Origin of the sequence: Streptomyces prunicolor, from assembly GCF_045162825.1 — a bacterium.
Classification (GTDB): domain Bacteria; phylum Actinomycetota; class Actinomycetes; order Streptomycetales; family Streptomycetaceae; genus Streptomyces; species Streptomyces prunicolor.
Genome location: NZ_CP108676.1, coordinates 275,078 through 290,992, shown reverse-complemented (window position 1 = coordinate 290,992; position 15,915 = coordinate 275,078). Strand labels below are relative to the sequence as shown.

Below are 15,915 nucleotides of genomic sequence, written 5' to 3'. Positions count from 1 at the left end.
GGGGCGCCGTCGTGACGAGCCCACAGCAGTTCTTGCTCCCCGACGTCGGCGAGGGTCTGACGGAGGCGGAAATCCTCGCCTGGTCGGTCCGGCCCGGTGACGTCGTCGAGGTCAACCAGATCATCGTCGAGGTGGAGACGGCCAAGGCGGCCGTCGAACTTCCCTCGCCCTACGCCGGTGTGGTCAGCGCCCTCCACGCGGAGGTGGGCGACCTGCTCCCGGTCGGCAAGCCGCTCATCACGATCGACACCGGCGTACCGGGTGGGGCGGCGGGCGGAGAACCGGACGGTGGGCCGGTGCAGCAGCAGGATTCGGAACAGGCCGCACTGCTGGTCGGCTACGGTCCGCAGGGCACCGGCGCCGGCCGTCGTAGAAGGCGTCCCGCGCACCACGCGCCGTCGCAACGCGCGGACAGCGTCGAGGTCAGCGCCCCGGAGCCTGCCGCAGCTCGGCCGGCGGCCAAACCGCCGGTCCGTAAACTCGCGAAGGATCTCGGGGTCGACCTCACGACCGTCGCCCCCACCGGTCCCGGGAACACCATCACCCGCGAGGACGTCCACGAGGCCGCCCGAGGCGCGACCCCGCAGGCTGCTCCCGCCCCGGCCCCGCACGCCTCGCAGACCCCTCGGGCCTCCGAAACGCGTATACCGATCCGCGGAGTTCGCAAGCACACGGCCGCCGCCATGGTCGCCTCCGCCTTCACCGCACCGCACGTCACCGAGTTCATCACCGTCGACGTCAGCGCAACCATGCGACTTCGTGAACTGGTCGCCGGGCGGCGGGAGTTCCGCGATCTGCGGGTGACCCCGCTGCTGTTCTTCGCCCGGGCCTTCATGATCGCGCTGGCCAAAACCCCTGAGGCGAACAGTAGTTGGGACGAGGCGGCGCAGGAGATCGTCCTGAAGCACTACGTCAACCTCGGCGTCGCGGCGGCGACGGACCGTGGGCTGGTCGTGCCGAACATCAAGGGCGCGGAGCGGATGTCCCTGCTCGAACTGACCCAGGCGCTGGCGGACCTCACCGCGACCGCCCGAGCCGGCCGCACCTCACCTCAGGACATGACCGGCGGCACCGTCACCCTGACCAACGTCGGGGTGTTCGGCGTGGACACAGGCACGCCGATCCTCAACCCGGGAGAGGCCGCCATCCTCGCCGTCGGCGCCGTCCGCCGTATGCCCTGGGTCGTCCAGGACGACGACGGAAACGAACGCATCGAGCCGCGCTGGGGTACCCAACTGGCACTCTCCTTCGACCACCGGCTCATGGACGGCCGACAGGGCTCCGAGCTGCTGGCCAATACCGCGCAGATCCTGCAGGAACCGGGGCTGGCGATGCTGTGACGACTGCCGTGCCGGACGGCGTATTGGCCTAAGAGGCAACTTATTTTGCCCATGAGGTTGACTTGGGTGGGGCCGGACCGTGACTCTGTGAGAAGACCGAGGGGTTCTGGAATCTCATGAGGAGCGGGCCATGGCTACGTTCGTACTCGTACACGGTTCATGGGGCGGTGGCTGGGTCTGGGACCGGCTGCGCCCCCTGTTGGAGAGCGCCGGCCACACGGTTCTCACGCCCACGTTGACCGGCCTCGCCGAGCGGCACGAGCTCTCCTCGCCGGACGTCGGGCTGGGCGTCCACGCGCGAGAGGTCGCCGAACTCCTGGAATCCCAAGGGGTGGAGAACGCGATCCTGGTCGGGCACAGCTACGGCGGGATGGTGATCACCGGAGTGGCCGCGCTCGCCCCCGATCGTGTCGGGCAGGCGGTGTACGCGGACGCCTTCGCCCCCGTCACCGGTGAGTCGGCGTTCACGATGCTGCCGTGGCTGGAGAAGGCGTTCGCCGAGTCACCCGGGCCCGCCGAGTGGGAGGTGGCGGCGCTCGACCCCGGGCTGCTCGGGGCGGACGACGAGGGGGCGGCCTGGCTTGCGAGCAGGATGACGCCGATGCCGCGCCTCACCCACGAGGAGCCGCTCGGTCCCGGCAGTGAGGAGGCTCTGGCGGGCAAGGCGGTCACCTACATCTACTGCGCCGATCAGGCCCTCTTCACCGATATCGCGGCTTCGGCGGAGAAACGCGGGTTCCGGGTCGTCGCCCTGAGGGACGTCACCCATGTCGGTCTGCTGACGAGCCCGCACGTCCTTGAGCGGGAACTGCTGAACCTCGTATAACGCGTATGAACGCGTACAAGGGGGAGTGTGCCTCACAGGCCCGGTCTATATGCCTCAGAGGCATGTTATGGTGCGGGAATGTCGATCGAGGACACTGATCTGTGGGTTGCCCAACGTCTCAAGGACATGAGGGGCGAGCGCGGCATCACGCTGACGACACTGGCCGAACAGACCGGCATTTCCTCGGCGCATCTCTCGCGCCTGGAGAAGGGCGTACGCAAGCCGTCCATCGGCAGCCTGCTGCAGATCGCCCGCGTGTACGGCGTATCCATCAGTGAGTTGGTCCAGGAACCCGATCAGGACGACTTCCATCTCGTGCGCGCCGACGCGGCGATGACACGTGACGGGCAGGACGGCCGCTACACCGTACTGAGCGGGTCTCGGGAAACCATGTCCGTCGTCCGGGTCGAATTGGCGGCCGGAAAGAACACCAAGACAGCGCGGCACGTCGGCGAAGAATGGCTGCATGTGCTGTCCGGGGCGATCACTCTCGATATCTCGGGTGTATCGCTTGAGCTCGACACCGGGGACTCGGTGCATTTCGATTCGTCGAAGGAGCATCGTCTCACCAACAAGGACGATGTCGTCGCGACCGTCCTGATCGCATCAACAGCGGCAACTGTTCCGATGCGGCACCCCATTCCGGCGTCATCACGTCGCAGCTCGGCGGACTCGCGCTGAGCATTGCGTGAACGCGCAGGGTGCGCATCGGTGATTCCAGGAAAATGAGGGAAGGCTCCCGATGTCGTCACCCGTCGCACTGAATCCTGCCGAACTCCCGCCCCTTACCGGCGTGATCTCCCACGGCCTGGCAATTCCCGACCTCGGACTCATTTACACGTCCGGGCAGGTCGCGTGGGACGCCAAGGGGGAACTCGTCGGTCGAGACGACCTGGCGGCGCAATTCACCAAGGCCTACGAGAACATCGACATCGTTCTGGCCGCCGGAGGTTCGAGCCGTAGCAAAATCATCAAGGAGACGATCCACCTTGTCGGGTACAACACCGACAACGCGGAGCAGTTGATCGGGCTCATCGCCGGCTGCCGGGGACCGGGGCAGACGCCGCCCGCGAGTACGTGCGTGGGTGTGGAGACGCTCTTCGCGGAGGGCTATCTGGTCGAGATCGAGGTGGTCGCGACCCTGTGAGCCCCAGCTTCTGCCGGTGAGCAGTGGCCCCGATAGCATTGATCGGTGACCAAGACGCCAGGCGCCGCCACGACCAAGGTCGGCATCACCCTCGACCGTGTGGTCGAGGCCGCATTCACCGTCCTGCAGCGGCACGGCATCGCCAAACTCTCCGCTCGCGCGGTGGCAGCCGAACTCGATGTCCGGATGAACACGGTCATGTGGCACATCCGGACCAAGGATCGGCTGCTCGGCCTGATGGCGGAATTCATCATGGGCGAGGTCGACCTGGAGAATCTGCCCGGAGACTGGCGCGAGCAAGTGGCCGAACTGATGCGGCGGTTGAGGCGAGCGATGCTCGGACACCGGGACGGCGCCCTGCTCGTCGCCGGGACCTTTCCCGTCGAACCGAACACGTTGGCCTTCTCCGAGCGAGTGGTGACAGTCCTCTTCGAAGGCTGCCCCACCCGCAAATCGGCCGCGTGGACGTCCTGGAGCCTTTTCTATTTCACGCTCGGGCTTGTCCAGGAAGAACAGGCGACACCTGCCGAGCTCCACGATCGGCTGCGCGAATCGGTGGACGAGCGGTGTTTCCCCGGCCTCCATTCAGTGCTGGAGGACTACGTCTCCATCGACTACAGCGAGCGCTTCGACTTCGGAATCGAGCAGATCCTCCAGTCGGCCCCGACCACCAAACCGCGACCTCACGCTGCGAGTTGACGGTGCGTCGGGGTGTCATGGGGTGTCCAGTACTCCAGCTGTAGATCACGATCATGCTCGAGTCGCGGCTTGGCACCTGTAGTGCCTGGCCTGGGAGCGGGCCTGGTGACGACGCCTTCAGTGGGACCAGCGAAGCCAGTGACCGGCTTCGTGGACGGGCCGGGCAACGAGGGTGATGACGAGGCGCTGGATTTCGTTGCAGGTCAGCGGTATCAGGGCGGCGGGTCCCGGACGGAGACGGTGCTCGTCGGCGCGGTCGACGGCCAAGAAGGCATGGGCGAGCACGGCCAGGGTCACCCAACGGGACCAGGACGCATAGCGGCGAATGGTGACTTCGTGGGCGCGGGCCACCGTGAGGACGTATCCGGTGGAGCGTTCCGCCAGGGCGGTGCGCAGGTGTGGGGTTGCCGCCGTAGGCCTCGTCCGCGGCCACCCAGGAGGCGAGACGGCCGGAATCCAGGAATCGAGTGATCATGCGGGCCGCGAGTTTGGGCTTGGTGGTGAACTCGGTGTTCGCGTCGAGTCAGGCGGCCTGGCACCGGTCGGGCTGGTCGGTCCGTGAGCGCGGGATGTGGAGCTCGCGGTCCAGTGCGGCGTGCCAGTGCCGGCCGGCGTAGGCGAGGCCGACGGTGACTTGGGCGTTTTCGATTCTGACGGACGGCGTCGGCGTCCCACTTGGCGCGGCTCAACAGGTGCTGCATGGCGTCCGGAGTGGCCTGCCCGGCCCATTCGGCGATGGTCCGGCAATTCTTCCGCGGCAAGTCCACGAGCGGTCCCAGCACCAGGTGCCGTATTCGGCGACGTGGTTCGACTCGGGCGAACCGGCCTGCGAGGCGGTCCATCAGGCCCTCGAACGCTTCCTGCCGACGGGCAGCGTCTACGCTGTGAGCTGCGGCCACCGCGTGATCGTTTGCCTTCACACGCCGATGATCAACGGTGGCCGCACGTGCCAGTGTCAGCAGAGCGGAACGGCTCGTCCAAGGAGACACAGTGCTGGGATTGCTGGGCTTCTACGACGAACTCGACACCCGCTCCGGCCAGCCGAATGGATCGATCAGGGATGCAGTCCGGTCCGTCTGCGAGCCGGACGAGGCGAACCTGGTGGCCTACCTGGACGCAGGCCACGTCCTGATCGACGTCATGGAGGGCGGGCACGACGTCATCACCGGCAGCGCCCACCGGCACTCTCCGGGTTGCTCGTCCCTGGTGACCGACGGGACGTGGCTGTGGCGCCAGGACTTCCCGCACTACGTGGAAACCCACCACGTATCACTGCCCGACGCGTTCCTCGAACACGTCCGCAGCCTGAACTACCAGATTCCTACCGTCACCGTCGCGCAGTTCGCCCCGCACTACGACGAGACCATGCCCCTGGTCGGCTGGGCCTCGGCCATCCCCTGGCGATCGACGGCGACCACGCTCGTACCTGAACCACGAGCAGTGACCAGCAAAGCCCAGTTCGACGCGGCCATCCTGGCCCAGGACCGGAATCGGCCGTACGGCAGCTGGGGCAAGCGGCGCAAACCACGGAAAGCGTAGGCACCTGCAGCTCAAGAGCGCTCTACAGCTGGAGTACTACGCCGAGAGTTCGTCGCCGTCGGTCCGTTCCACCAGCCGGGTCTCGTCGGCGGGTCGGCGCTGCTCGGGCGTGGGCCGGGTGGATCGGGCGGGCAGGAGCCAGGCGAGGGCGGCGGCGAGGACACAGAAGCCGGCGGAGATCCACAGCACCAGGGTGTAACCACCCACCGTGGGTTGGCCGTTGCCGTCGATGTGAGCGGCCAGGACGGTGGCGGCGAGCGCGCTGCCCAGGGAGAAGCCGGTGAAGCGGACCACCTGGTAGAAGCCCAGGGCGCTGCCTGTCTCCCGGGCGGGGATCGCCTGCACGATCACACCGGGAATCGCGGCGAAGGTGGTCCCCAGTCCCACTCCCAGGACACCCGTCATGACGAAGGCCTGCCACAGGGCGCCATGGAAGACGGCGAAGAATCCGCAGCCCAGCGCGGATATGAGGCAGCCCAGCGTCAGCACTGCCCGGATCCCTGTGCGGGACACCAGGGTGGGCAGGGTGCGGGAGCTGGTCAGCATGAAGAAGGACAGGGGGATGAGGACGAGGCCGGCCACGACGGACGATGCGGAGAACCCGAATCCGCCCGCGCGTGGGGACTGCACGAACTCCGTCACCCCCGAAAGCATCATGTACATCGCGACGCCGAGCACCAGGGCGCCGGCATCGGCGGCGAGCACGGAGGGATGGCGCAGCAGGCGCAGTTGAACCAGCGGATTCTCGGTGCGCAGCTGCTGCACGACCCACACCGTGAAGAGCACCGCCCCGGCAGCCAGTAGGCCGATGATCGCTGCCGAACCCCAGCCCCACTGTGTCCCCTCCGCCACTGCGACCAGCGTGGTGACCAGTGCCAGTGCGAGCAGCACGGCGCCGACCCGGTCGAGCCGGGCAGGGGCGCCGTGTCCCGCGCTCGGCGGTACGACTGCGGCGACACAGATCAGTGCGAGGCCGGACACGAACGTGCCGAACCAGTACGCGCCCGCCAGTCCCCATGCCTCGGCGAGCACCCCGCTGATCGGGTATCCGGCACCGAGGCCGGCCCCCGCCGATACCGACAACAGGGCGATCATCGGCGCGACCTTGGCCTGGGGCAGTTCGTCCCGGGCGGTGGCCATCGCCAACGGCGCCAGCCCGAGCCCGACGCCCTGCAGTCCGCGGCCGACGAGCAACATCCCCAGGCCGCCTGCCAGGGCGGCCACCGCACCGCCCGCCGTGACCACCGCCAGGCCGCCGAGCAGCGTCACGCGCCGCCGCTGGCCGTCGCCGAGCCGGCCCAGGACCGGGGAACTCGCCGCGCCGACCAGCAGTGCCACGGTCAGCGACCACTGCGCCGTGCTCAGGGACTCATGAAATTCGCGGGCAACCGTGGGGATCAGCGGAGCACCGAACGAGCTGATGATGCTGGAGACCAAGGTGGCCAGCACCAGCACCGGCCCGATCTGCGCGCTGCGACGCCTCTCGGCCATCACCGTGCCCCCTCGGTCCGCCGCGTGGCAGTCCGTCGCTCAACAACCCCGCCTGCGTCGGTCGGTGTCACGAGCCCGGCGTAGCGCGCGATGTCGACCGCGGCGTCGTCCGGCTGCCCGATGATCCGCCGGGTTGGCACGTGACCTGTGCCCATGAGAGCACCCAGGAAGATGCGTGCGAATTGCACGTAACAACATACGCTCGATCCGTGCGTTTCGCACGTATTATTGGTGGATGGCGAACACGGGCTTGGCGCGGGACCTGGAGCAAGCGCTGGGACAGCTGCTGCTGCGGCGCAACCGGAGCGCGCTCTACGACGCGATCCTCGACTCGGCACCGGCGGGTGTCGATCGTCAGACCTACTCGGTGCTCAGTGGCCTGGCCCGGCTCGGACCGCGGTCGGCGGCGCGGCTGGCCGACGAGGTCGGTATCGACCGATCCGGTGCAAGCCGCTATGCCGACCGACTCGAAGCCGCGGGCCTCCTCGAGCGCAGTCCCGACCCCCGCGACCGCCGGGCCACCCTGCTCAACTTGACCCCCAAGGGCCGCGCCGCAGTCACCGTGCTCCGCAACGCCCTGACCCGGCACCTCGCGGACCGGATCGCGGACTGGCCCGATGGACAGGCGCAGGCGCTGATCGACGGTATCCGCCTGCTCATCGACACGCCCCCGGACTGACTCCTTGTTCCCGGCGGACGGCGAGGCGTTTGAACCGGTGGAGAAGGACGATTCGGGGCGACGGCGCGGGCGGCCGGGCCGGCCGGCCACGGTCGGGATGGTGTCGACGAGGGTGAGGGTCTGGGTGACGTCTGCGAGCTCATGCCGCTCTCCGCGCTCTGGCCGAGGCTGTGCCGTCGCGCCTCAGGAACCGAACGCGGCCTTCGACACCTCGTCCCAGTTCCGCCACTCGTCGAGCCGCGTCTCGTACTCCTTGGTGATCCTTTCCAGCGGGCCGTCACCGAAGAAGATCCGCAGGGGCGGCTGCTGTGCGTCGACCACGGTGAGAATCGCCGCCCGCGTCGCGCTCGGGTCGCCGCGCCGGGAGGAGATGCCCGACATGGCGGCACGGAAGTCGTCGTAGGCCGGAAGGTGTTCGGTCTGCACCGCGGAGGGCCCCGCCCATTCGGTGGCGTACCCGGCCGGTTCGACCAGGGTGACCTTGATGCCGAAGCCCTTCACCTCGGCGGCGAGGCTCGCGGTGAAGCCTTCCAGGGCGAACTTGGAGGCGTGGTAGATGCCGAGTCCGGGCAGCGAGGTGAGGCCGGCGATGGAGGACACCTGGATGATGTGGCCGGAGCCGCGGGCGCGGAGGTGGGGGAGCACCGCCTGGGTGACCCAGAGCGCGCCGAACACATTGATCTCGATCTGGTCGCGGGCCTGCTGCTCGGTCACTTCCTCGACCATGCCGAACAGGCCGTAGCCCGCGTTGTTGATGACGACGTCAAGCTCGCCGAACGTGTTGATCGCCTGCTGCACGGCCTCGAACGCGGCCGTGCGGTCGGCGACATCGACGCGCAGCGGCAGCACCGCGTCGCCGTACTTCTCGACCAGGTCGTCGAAGGCGGCCGCGGAACGGCTGGTCGCCGCGACCCGGTCGCCCCGTTCGAGCGCGGCTTCCGCCCATTCCCGGCCGAATCCCTTCGAGGCTCCGGTGATGAACCACGTCTTCGCCATGACTTTCCTCCTGGGCGCATGCTCTTGTTCAGTGACCAACACGACCAGTTAACTTAGTCAGTGACCAAGATGTCAACCCGGAACGAATCCCTTGTGCGGTGACCAAGCGGTGCGGTACGGTCCTGGTCGGCGACCAAGGTGATTTTTGTGCGAAAGGATCGTTCCCGGACATGGACGCGACTGTGCGCTATCGGGATTTTTTCCACGCTATGTACACGTGGATATCCGGTCTGCCTGATGCCGAGAATCACGGCACGCTCGACGAGATTCGCCGATTCTGGGCAGCTGACGCACGCATCGTCACCTGCGGTCAAGTCAAGGCGTCCGGCATCGAGGAGCTGCGGAAGCACTTCGGGATCTATCCCCAGCAATACGAAGAGGTGGAGATCCCGGAGCCGTTCCACACCTATCTGGAGTCGGGCGACGAAGTCGTCATCGAGTACGACATCCTGATCCGCGGGCGACGGAGCGAAGGTGCCGCGGGCGGGGGAGACGCCGAGCGGCAGGAATTCCGTGTGATGGCGATCTTCTCCGTCACCGACGGCAGGATCTCGGAAATGCGTCAGGTGACCGCGGTCAAGGCGGGGGACGCCTGACCCGTATGTAAAAGTGCCCTGATCCGTTCCCCCGTTGTACGGGAGACACGGATCAGGGCATTGGTTCAACGCACCGGACCGGTGCGCCGGTTCAGGACTTCACGGGCTTGCCGCGGCCCCAGGCCCAGGCCAGGCGGTCGGCGCCGGACTGGTTGGTGGTGACCAGCCAGGGGCGGGCCGCGTCGCCGATGAGCTTCTGGATCGAGTACGTGTCGTCGGTGCGCAGGCCGGGCCAGTACACCGAGCCCATGCCGAGCTTGCGGAACGTGTCGGTGTCGGCCTGGATGAAGTTGACCGAGTTGTCGGCGGGCGTCGGCACGTTGTAGTTCAGGCCCGTCGTCATCGGGGCGCCGAACTCGTCGGCCACGGTGCGGTTCGCGCAGTCGCCGAGGCGCACCTTGAGGTCGCTCACCCACTGGTCGTAGGTGGCGTAGTCCTTCCAGAAGCCGTAGTGGTGGAGGGAGAGGTAGGTGCCCTTCAGGCGCGGGTCGGCGCAGACCGTGGTGACGTGGTCGTTGTAGCCGGCGCCGCTGACGAAGACGCGGTTGCGCGGCACCTTGGAGTAGGTGTCCAGCCACTTGGCGGCGAGGTCGGCCCACTCGGTGTCGGTGTAGCCGTGCGGCTCGTTCATCGGCTCGAAGTAGACGCGCTGGTTGTGCTGGTACGCCTTCACCACGGTGTTCCACATGGGCCAGTACGTGGCGGGGTCGTCGATGAAGCCGTCCTTGTTGGCGCCCGTCCCCTCCCAGTACGAGACGATGACCTTGAACCCCTGCGCCGTCGCCGCGTCGATCACTCCGCGGTAGGACTTCCAGTAACTGCCGTTCACCGTGTACGGGTTGATGGGCAACCGCACCGTGTTGGCACCGAGGTTGGCGCGGAACGCCGCGATCACCCGGGTCGCCTTGGCATACGTCTGGGCGTACGTGTCGGTGAGCGACAGGCCGGACAGGACGACCGGGTCGTCGGCGTAATTGTCGCGCGGGTCGGCCCAGTTGACGCCCTTGAACTGGGACGTGTTCGTGCTCGGCGTGGCGGAGGCGGGGCTGCCGGCCAGCGTGGTGCCGGTGACCGCGGCGATCGCGACGGCCACGAAGGTGGCCCGCAGACGGGTTCTGGCGGGGATGGTGCGCATCGACTTGCCCTTTCAGGAATGGCGACTCCGCGCATGGCGAGGCCTGCGCGCGGCTGAGCGGCCGTCGGAACGGATACCGGGCGGGACGGATGACGTCGGCTCGTCGTCCCAAGTCCCGGTGGGCCAGGTGGTGTTGGGGGAGTACGGGCACGGTGGGCCCTGCTCGCCGGGAGCCTCCAGTCCTCCCTCCTCCACCGGCCGCGTCACGGTGTTTACGTAAACATCCTGCGGCGGAATCGCGGGCCGAATCCCTTGGCCGAGCTGGTCCGTCGATATGTTTACGCAAACATGGCGGCGCCGGAATCGTGGCATCCGGCACCGCCATCGTCAAGGTTTCCCGCACGTAACGTCGCCTGCATCCCGCGACGGGGCTACGGCTTGATGCCCACCCCGGTCCACAGGCTGACCTTGGCGTCCGTGGGCGCCTCGTCCTCGGACCACTCCTCGGTCACGGGGTCGGGACGCCAGCGCCAGCCGACGGCGATGCCCGGGTCGAGCAGGTCGAGCCCGGTGAAGAAACGCGCGACCTCGTCCCGGGTACGGACCTTCACCGGTGTCCCACCCTCCTCGTAGATCGCGGTGACCTTCGCCCAGGGCTCGGGGTCGAAGTCCGCGGTGACGTGGCTGATGGCCAGGGCGCTGCCCGACGGCAGGACCGACAGCAGCCGGTCCACGAGCCCGTACGGGTCCTGCTCGTCGGTGACGAAGTGCAGCAGCGCGTTCAGGGACAGCGCGATCGGCTGGTCGAAGTCGAGTATCTCGGCCACTTCGGGCGAGTTGAGGAGCGTCTCGGGGTCGTTCACGTCCGCCTGGACGTACGCGGTGCGCCCCTGCTGGGTGCTGCGCATCAGGCGCTCGGCGTACTTCAGGACCAACGGGTCGTTGTCGGCGTAGACCACCCGGGCCTCGGGTACCACGGACTGGGCGACCTGGTGCAGGTTCGGCTCGGTGGGGATGCCCGTGCCGATGTCGAGCCACTGGCGGATGCCGTGCTCGCGGGCGAGTACGCGGGTGGCCCGGTGCATGAACCCGCGGTTCTCCCGGCCGGCGACGAAGACGCCGGTGAAGATTTTCGAGACCGCTTCGGCCGCCTGCCTGTCGACCTCGAAGTGGTCCTTTCCGCCCAGGTAGTAGTCGTACATGCGGGCGGAGTGCGGCCTGCTGGTGTCGATGTCCCGCGCGGCGTGGGCGTTGGTCATGCTCTCCCTCTCAAGTGGTGTGCGTCGGCGTCTCGGGCAGGTCGCAGCCGGGCCGGCTCCAATTCCCCACGCCCGTGGTCTGGTTCAGCCTGCCATCAGATGGTCGGCCAGGCCCCGCTTGACTCCCGCGACGAACGCGGCCATCTCCTGGGGTGTGTAGATCAGAGCGGGTCCGGCGGGATCGGTCGACTGGCGCAACGCGACGCGCCCGTCGGCCAGTTGCTTGGTCTCCACGCACTGACCTCCGTTGGGACCGCTCCAGGGGCATTCCCAGCCCTGCTCGCCGAGGTTCGACGCGGGCATCCCGTTGTAGACCTTGCCGTCCGTGGTGGTCATGAGTACTCCTTGCGCATGCGGTTCAAGAGCGCCTTGCTGTCCGCGGACGAGGTCAGCAGCGACATCCTGTTGTGCGCCTCCAAATGGGCCACGACATCGGACCGTTGGTCCAGATACATGGAGGCGGAGAGGATCTCGCTGTAGACGATGTCGGGCAGCTCCGGTTCCTGGAACCGGAAATAGGTGAAGGGTGCGCACGCCCCGACGTGGGCACCCGCCGCGAACGGGACGATGTCGACACTGACGTGGTCCAGTTCCGAAACCTCGAGGAGCCGGTCTATCTGGTCCCGCATCACCGCGGGACCGCCCACCACCCGGTGGAGCACGGCTTCTTCCAGCACCGCCCACAGCGTGGGCGAGTCCGGCCTCTCCAGCAGACTCTGGCGGCGCAGACGTAACTGCACCCGCCGTTCAAGGTCCTCGTCGTTGTCGTTCGGGAAGCCGCCGCTCAGCACGCCTCGCGCGTAGTCGTACGTCTGCAGGAGTCCTGTGACGTAGTGCGGCTCATAGGTACGCAGGGTCTTGGCGCCGGTCTCCAGGCTCACATAGGCGGTGAACCAGCCCGGCAGCACATCGCGGTAGGCGTGCCACCAGCCGGGCTCGTTGGCGCGGTCCGCCAGGGCGACGAACTCCTCTATCTCCTGGCGGTCGGCGCCGTAGGTCTCCAGGAGCTTCTCGACGTAGAGCGGTTTGAGGCCGACCTCGGCCTTCTCCAGGCGGCGGATGGTCAGGGAGGTCACCCGCAGGGCCCTGGCGGCGTTCTCCAGGGACACGCCCGCACCCTGTCGCCGCTCCTGCAGCCGCCGGCCGAGGATCATGCGGAGAACAGTGGGTGCACCGGCGCCGGTGCCCGAACGAGCTTCGCTCACGCCCAACCTCCTGAGGGACTGTCACCGGCATTAGTCTGACAGCGACTTGCTGATGCCGCCAGACAGAAACCGACGTTCTGAAATTATCAGGGAGTCGGTTGCAGCTTGAACTGAGCTATGGGCATAGTTACTTGTGTGAGCGACCTCGGCCTCCAGCTGGAACACCCCAACTCCGGCAGGCCGGTTGCTGATGCTGTGCGTCTCCCGCCTGCGCCCGCCCCCGATGGAAGGCGAACCACCGTGTCCCCCCACACGACTCCCTCCCCGCAGCTTTTAGACGTCGCGAGCCCGGACCTGGCGCACTGGCTGGAACTCCCGGCGCACCGCTCCGGCGTCCGGACCGCCCGGCACTCCATGGGTGCGCAACTGGCCAAGTGGGGCCTGCCCGAGGAGGTGCGCGACGACGCGGTGCTGCTCATCTCCGAGTTGGCCACCAACGGGGTGTGCCACACGCCGAGCGCCCGGCTGCTGTGCGGTGTCGGGCTCGTCACCGACCGTAGTCTGCGCGTCGAGGTCCACGACCACGACTACACGGGCAGTGATCTCTCCCGCTGCGAGCCGTGCGTCGACGACGAGAGCGGACGCGGACTTTTCATCGTGCAGGCCATCGCGGACACGTGGGGCGTCGACAGATCGGCGCTCACCGGCGGAAAAGCCGTGTGGGCCACCCTGACCACCGGCTACTGACGCCGGACACGCGGAGGGGGCGAGGACGCCCGCGGCTTGTTCAGGTGGTCGCGGGCGTCAACTCGGCCAGCAGCAAGGTGCGATCGTCCGCGCCGGGTGCGGCGGAGGGGGCGCGCAGCAACCGCGCGCACAGCGAGGGGAAGCCCTCCGGTCCGTCGGCCGGCGTGGGTTCGGCGGCCGCCGTGTCGAGGGCCCGGGCCAGCGAGGCGATCTCCTGGTCGATGTCGGCGTGCCGCGACTCGACCAACCCGTCGCTGTACAACAGGAGCAGTGCCGGTTCGTCGATGGTCAGCACCGTGGCCTCGTAGTTGCCCGTGCCGAGCCCCAGCGGCAGTCCCGCGCTGGCGAGCGTGACCGGTGCGGCCACTCCGTCCGGGCCGCGCAGCAGCGGCGGCGGGTGGCCCGCGCCGACCAGGGTGCAGGTGTGCGCCCGGGCGTCCCACTCGGCGTAGATGCAGGTCGCGAACGACGCGCCCGGGGTGTCGTAGGCCAACTCGTCCAGCCTGCGCATGAGTTCGGCCGGTTCCATGTCGAGCCGGGCCAGGGTGCGCACGGCCGTACGCAACTGGATCATGGCCACGGCGGACTCGGGGCCGTGACCCATCGCGTCGCCGACCACCAGGCCGACCCGGCCGCCGGGGCGGGGCAGGACGTCGAACCAGTCGCCGCCGATGAGGTTGCCCTGGCCGGCCGGGAGATAGCCGTGCGCGATGCGGCAGCCGTGGAACGCCTGGGCCGGGTCCGGGAGCAGGCTGTTGCGGATGGCCAGCGCGGTGCGGCGCTCGCGTTCGTAGCGGCGCGCGTTGTCCAGGGCGACGCTCGCCCGGGCCGCCAGCGACTCCACGGCCACGGCCTCGCCGGGCAGGAACGGCTCCCGGTCAGGGCCGCGCGTACAGGCGACGAACCCGACGGTGGCGCCCCGCAGTTGGAGCGGGACCACGAGGAAGGACGCCGTCCCCAGCAGATCGTCTATGCGCTGCGCGTCCCCGCCCGCGGAGGCCAGCAGCCGCTCGGAGGTGTGCTTGTCCACTCCGTCGAGGACCTGCGAATGACCGCTGGCGAGGGCGCGCGCATACGGGGTCTCGCGCGGGAAGACGACCACCTCGCCGACCGGCAGCACACCGTCCCAGCTCTCGGGCGCCTCCGTGCCCACCCGCACCGCCAGCCGGCGCGCCTCGATCTGCGGCGGATCCACGGCCGGATACGCGTTCTCCTCCAGCACCCACCGCTCCAGCAGATACACCGACGCCGCGTCGCAGAACCCGGGCGTCAGCGCGTGCACGACATGGCTGCCGGTCAGCCGCAGGTCGAGCTCCGAGCCGATCACGTCCGCGGCGGGAGCGAAGACCTGCCTGCGGCGTGGGGGCCCGGCAGCGGGTGCGTCACCGATGTGACTGCGCGGTTCGTTCCGCAGGGTCGTGCCTTTCCGGGTGGGGACCGGCCGCGTGGCGTGGGGGGACAAGCGGTCTGCCGTGCTTTCCTCGGCAACTATATGATGACGCGTCAAGGAACCTGGGGCGAGAGGGAGTTGTGGTGACGGAGAGCGCAGGTCTGCCGCAGGGGATCGATCCGCACAAGGCGAGTGTCGCCCGAATGTACGACGCGATGCTGGGCGGTGAACACAATTTCGCCATAGACCGCGAGGCGTTGGCGGCCTTCACCGCGATCGACCCCCAGGTGCGCACCCTGGCCCGCGCCAACCGCGACTTCCTCGGCCGTGCCGTGCGCTTCCTAGTGGCCTCCGGTGTACGGCAGTTCATCGACCTCGGCTCGGGCATCCCCACCCAGGGCAACGTCCACGAGGTCGCGCAGGCCGCCAGCCCCGGAGCCCGCGTGGTCTACGTGGACAACGACCCGGTGGCCGTCGCCCACAGCACCTCCCTCCTCGCCGACAACCCGGACGCGGACATCGTCGACAGCGACATCCGCAGACCGGCCGACGTCCTGTCCTCCCCGCAGGTACGGAAGTTGATCGACTTCGAGCAGCCCGTCGCCGTGCTGATGATCACGATCCTGCACTTCATCACGCCCGCCGAGAACCCGGCCGGCATCGTCGCCGCCTTCCGCGACGAGCTGCCCGACGGCAGCTGGCTGGCCATGAGTCACGCCACGAACGAGGACCGCCCGGACACCGCGGCGGCCGTGGGCAAGTTGTACAGCGCCAGGGCCACTTCGCCGGTCACCGCCCGTTCCTACGACGAGATCCTCGGCCTGTTCGACGGCTTCGACCTCGTCGGGCCCGGCCTGACCTACGTCCCCCTGTGGCGCCCGGACCCGGCGGACGAGATCCCCGAAAACCCTTCGGAGTACTGGGTATACGCGGGCGTCGGCGCCAAGAACGCGTAGATCACGGGTAGTTCGGTGGGTACCGGGTGG

Annotated in this window: 17 protein-coding genes and 1 pseudogene; 10 read left to right on the top strand and 8 right to left on the bottom strand. The window is 68.3% G+C overall.

Features of this window, described 5'->3' with window-relative positions:
• Positions 1-11 precede the first annotated feature (11 nt).
• The 5 genes from OG588_RS01270 to OG588_RS01250 all read left to right on the top strand — a co-directional run bounded on the left by OG588_RS01270 (position 12) and on the right by OG588_RS01250 (position 4,012).
• Positions 12-1,340 carry a dihydrolipoamide acetyltransferase family protein gene (locus OG588_RS01270; RefSeq protein ID WP_405945641.1) on the top strand — a complete coding sequence of 443 codons (1,329 nt, stop codon included), beginning with the start codon at positions 12-14 and terminating at the stop codon, positions 1,338-1,340.
• Positions 1,341-1,470: 130 nt separating this feature from the next.
• Positions 1,471-2,166, top strand: a complete 696-nt coding sequence (locus OG588_RS01265; RefSeq protein ID WP_405945640.1) for an alpha/beta fold hydrolase — start codon at positions 1,471-1,473, stop codon at positions 2,164-2,166.
• 78 nt (positions 2,167-2,244) lie between these two features.
• Entirely contained in the window at positions 2,245-2,847 is a 603-nt protein-coding gene (locus OG588_RS01260; RefSeq protein WP_405945639.1) for a helix-turn-helix domain-containing protein, read from the top strand.
• A gap of 61 nt (positions 2,848-2,908) precedes the next feature.
• Positions 2,909-3,313, top strand: a complete 405-nt coding sequence (locus OG588_RS01255; protein WP_266879133.1) for a RidA family protein — start codon at positions 2,909-2,911, stop codon at positions 3,311-3,313.
• Between the two features lie 45 nt (positions 3,314-3,358).
• Complete coding sequence (locus OG588_RS01250; protein ID WP_405945638.1) at positions 3,359-4,012, top strand: TetR/AcrR family transcriptional regulator; 654 nt, start codon at positions 3,359-3,361, stop codon at positions 4,010-4,012.
• Positions 4,013-4,063: 51 nt separating this feature from the next.
• Here the strand turns inward: OG588_RS01250 and OG588_RS01245 are convergent.
• Positions 4,064-4,854 (bottom strand): annotated as a pseudogene (locus OG588_RS01245) (transposase).
• A gap of 148 nt (positions 4,855-5,002) precedes the next feature.
• Between OG588_RS01245 and OG588_RS01240 the strand changes: the two are divergent.
• On the top strand, positions 5,003-5,551 hold the full coding sequence (locus tag OG588_RS01240) for a hypothetical protein (protein ID WP_405945637.1): 549 nt from the start codon (positions 5,003-5,005) through the stop codon (positions 5,549-5,551).
• A gap of 36 nt (positions 5,552-5,587) precedes the next feature.
• Here OG588_RS01240 and OG588_RS01235 read toward each other — a convergent pair whose 3' ends face one another.
• Entirely contained in the window at positions 5,588-7,042 is a 1,455-nt protein-coding gene (locus OG588_RS01235; protein ID WP_405945636.1) for an MFS transporter, read from the bottom strand.
• A 235-nt stretch (positions 7,043-7,277) separates the two neighbouring features.
• Here OG588_RS01235 and OG588_RS01230 point away from each other — a divergent pair, with 235 nt between their 5' ends.
• Complete coding sequence (locus tag OG588_RS01230) at positions 7,278-7,721, top strand: MarR family winged helix-turn-helix transcriptional regulator (protein ID WP_405945635.1); 444 nt, start codon at positions 7,278-7,280, stop codon at positions 7,719-7,721.
• Between the two features lie 183 nt (positions 7,722-7,904).
• Here the strand turns inward: OG588_RS01230 and OG588_RS01225 are convergent, their stop codons facing one another.
• Positions 7,905-8,717, bottom strand: a complete 813-nt coding sequence (locus tag OG588_RS01225; RefSeq protein WP_405945634.1) for an SDR family oxidoreductase — start codon at positions 8,715-8,717, stop codon at positions 7,905-7,907.
• A gap of 170 nt (positions 8,718-8,887) precedes the next feature.
• Between OG588_RS01225 and OG588_RS01220 the strand changes: the two genes are divergently transcribed.
• A complete protein-coding gene (locus OG588_RS01220; protein WP_405945633.1) occupies positions 8,888-9,313 on the top strand; it encodes a nuclear transport factor 2 family protein in 426 nt (141 codons plus the stop codon).
• A 91-nt stretch (positions 9,314-9,404) separates the two neighbouring features.
• Here OG588_RS01220 and OG588_RS01215 read toward each other — a convergent pair whose 3' ends face one another.
• The 4 genes from OG588_RS01215 to OG588_RS01200 all read right to left on the bottom strand — a co-directional run bounded on the left by OG588_RS01215 (position 9,405) and on the right by OG588_RS01200 (position 12,852).
• A complete protein-coding gene (locus OG588_RS01215) occupies positions 9,405-10,448 on the bottom strand; it encodes a glycoside hydrolase family 5 protein (RefSeq protein WP_405945632.1) in 1,044 nt (347 codons plus the stop codon).
• A gap of 371 nt (positions 10,449-10,819) precedes the next feature.
• Positions 10,820-11,647: an SAM-dependent methyltransferase gene (locus OG588_RS01210; protein ID WP_405945631.1), complete on the bottom strand. Its 828-nt coding sequence runs from the start codon at positions 11,645-11,647 to the stop codon at positions 10,820-10,822.
• A gap of 84 nt (positions 11,648-11,731) precedes the next feature.
• Positions 11,732-11,983 (bottom strand): DUF397 domain-containing protein, encoded by a 252-nt coding sequence (locus OG588_RS01205; RefSeq protein ID WP_366095350.1) that lies wholly within the window; start codon positions 11,981-11,983, stop codon positions 11,732-11,734.
• Positions 11,980-12,852, bottom strand: a complete 873-nt coding sequence (locus OG588_RS01200; protein ID WP_405945630.1) for a helix-turn-helix domain-containing protein — start codon at positions 12,850-12,852, stop codon at positions 11,980-11,982. The genes OG588_RS01205 and OG588_RS01200 overlap by 4 nt, the downstream gene beginning before the upstream one ends.
• 240 nt (positions 12,853-13,092) lie before the next feature.
• On the opposite strand from OG588_RS01200, the gene OG588_RS01195 reads away from it, so the two are divergent.
• A complete protein-coding gene (locus OG588_RS01195; protein ID WP_019056838.1) occupies positions 13,093-13,539 on the top strand; it encodes an anti-sigma regulatory factor in 447 nt (148 codons plus the stop codon).
• 40 nt (positions 13,540-13,579) lie between these two features.
• On the opposite strand, the gene OG588_RS01190 is transcribed toward OG588_RS01195, so the two are convergent.
• Positions 13,580-14,866, bottom strand: coding sequence for a PP2C family protein-serine/threonine phosphatase (locus OG588_RS01190; protein ID WP_405945629.1), 1,287 nt, complete (start codon positions 14,864-14,866; stop codon positions 13,580-13,582).
• Positions 14,867-15,132: 266 nt separating this feature from the next.
• Here OG588_RS01190 and OG588_RS01185 point away from each other — a divergent pair, with 266 nt between their 5' ends.
• Positions 15,133-15,885 (top strand): SAM-dependent methyltransferase, encoded by a 753-nt coding sequence (locus OG588_RS01185; protein WP_405953035.1) that lies wholly within the window; start codon positions 15,133-15,135, stop codon positions 15,883-15,885.
• The last annotated feature ends 30 nt before the right edge of the window (positions 15,886-15,915 follow it).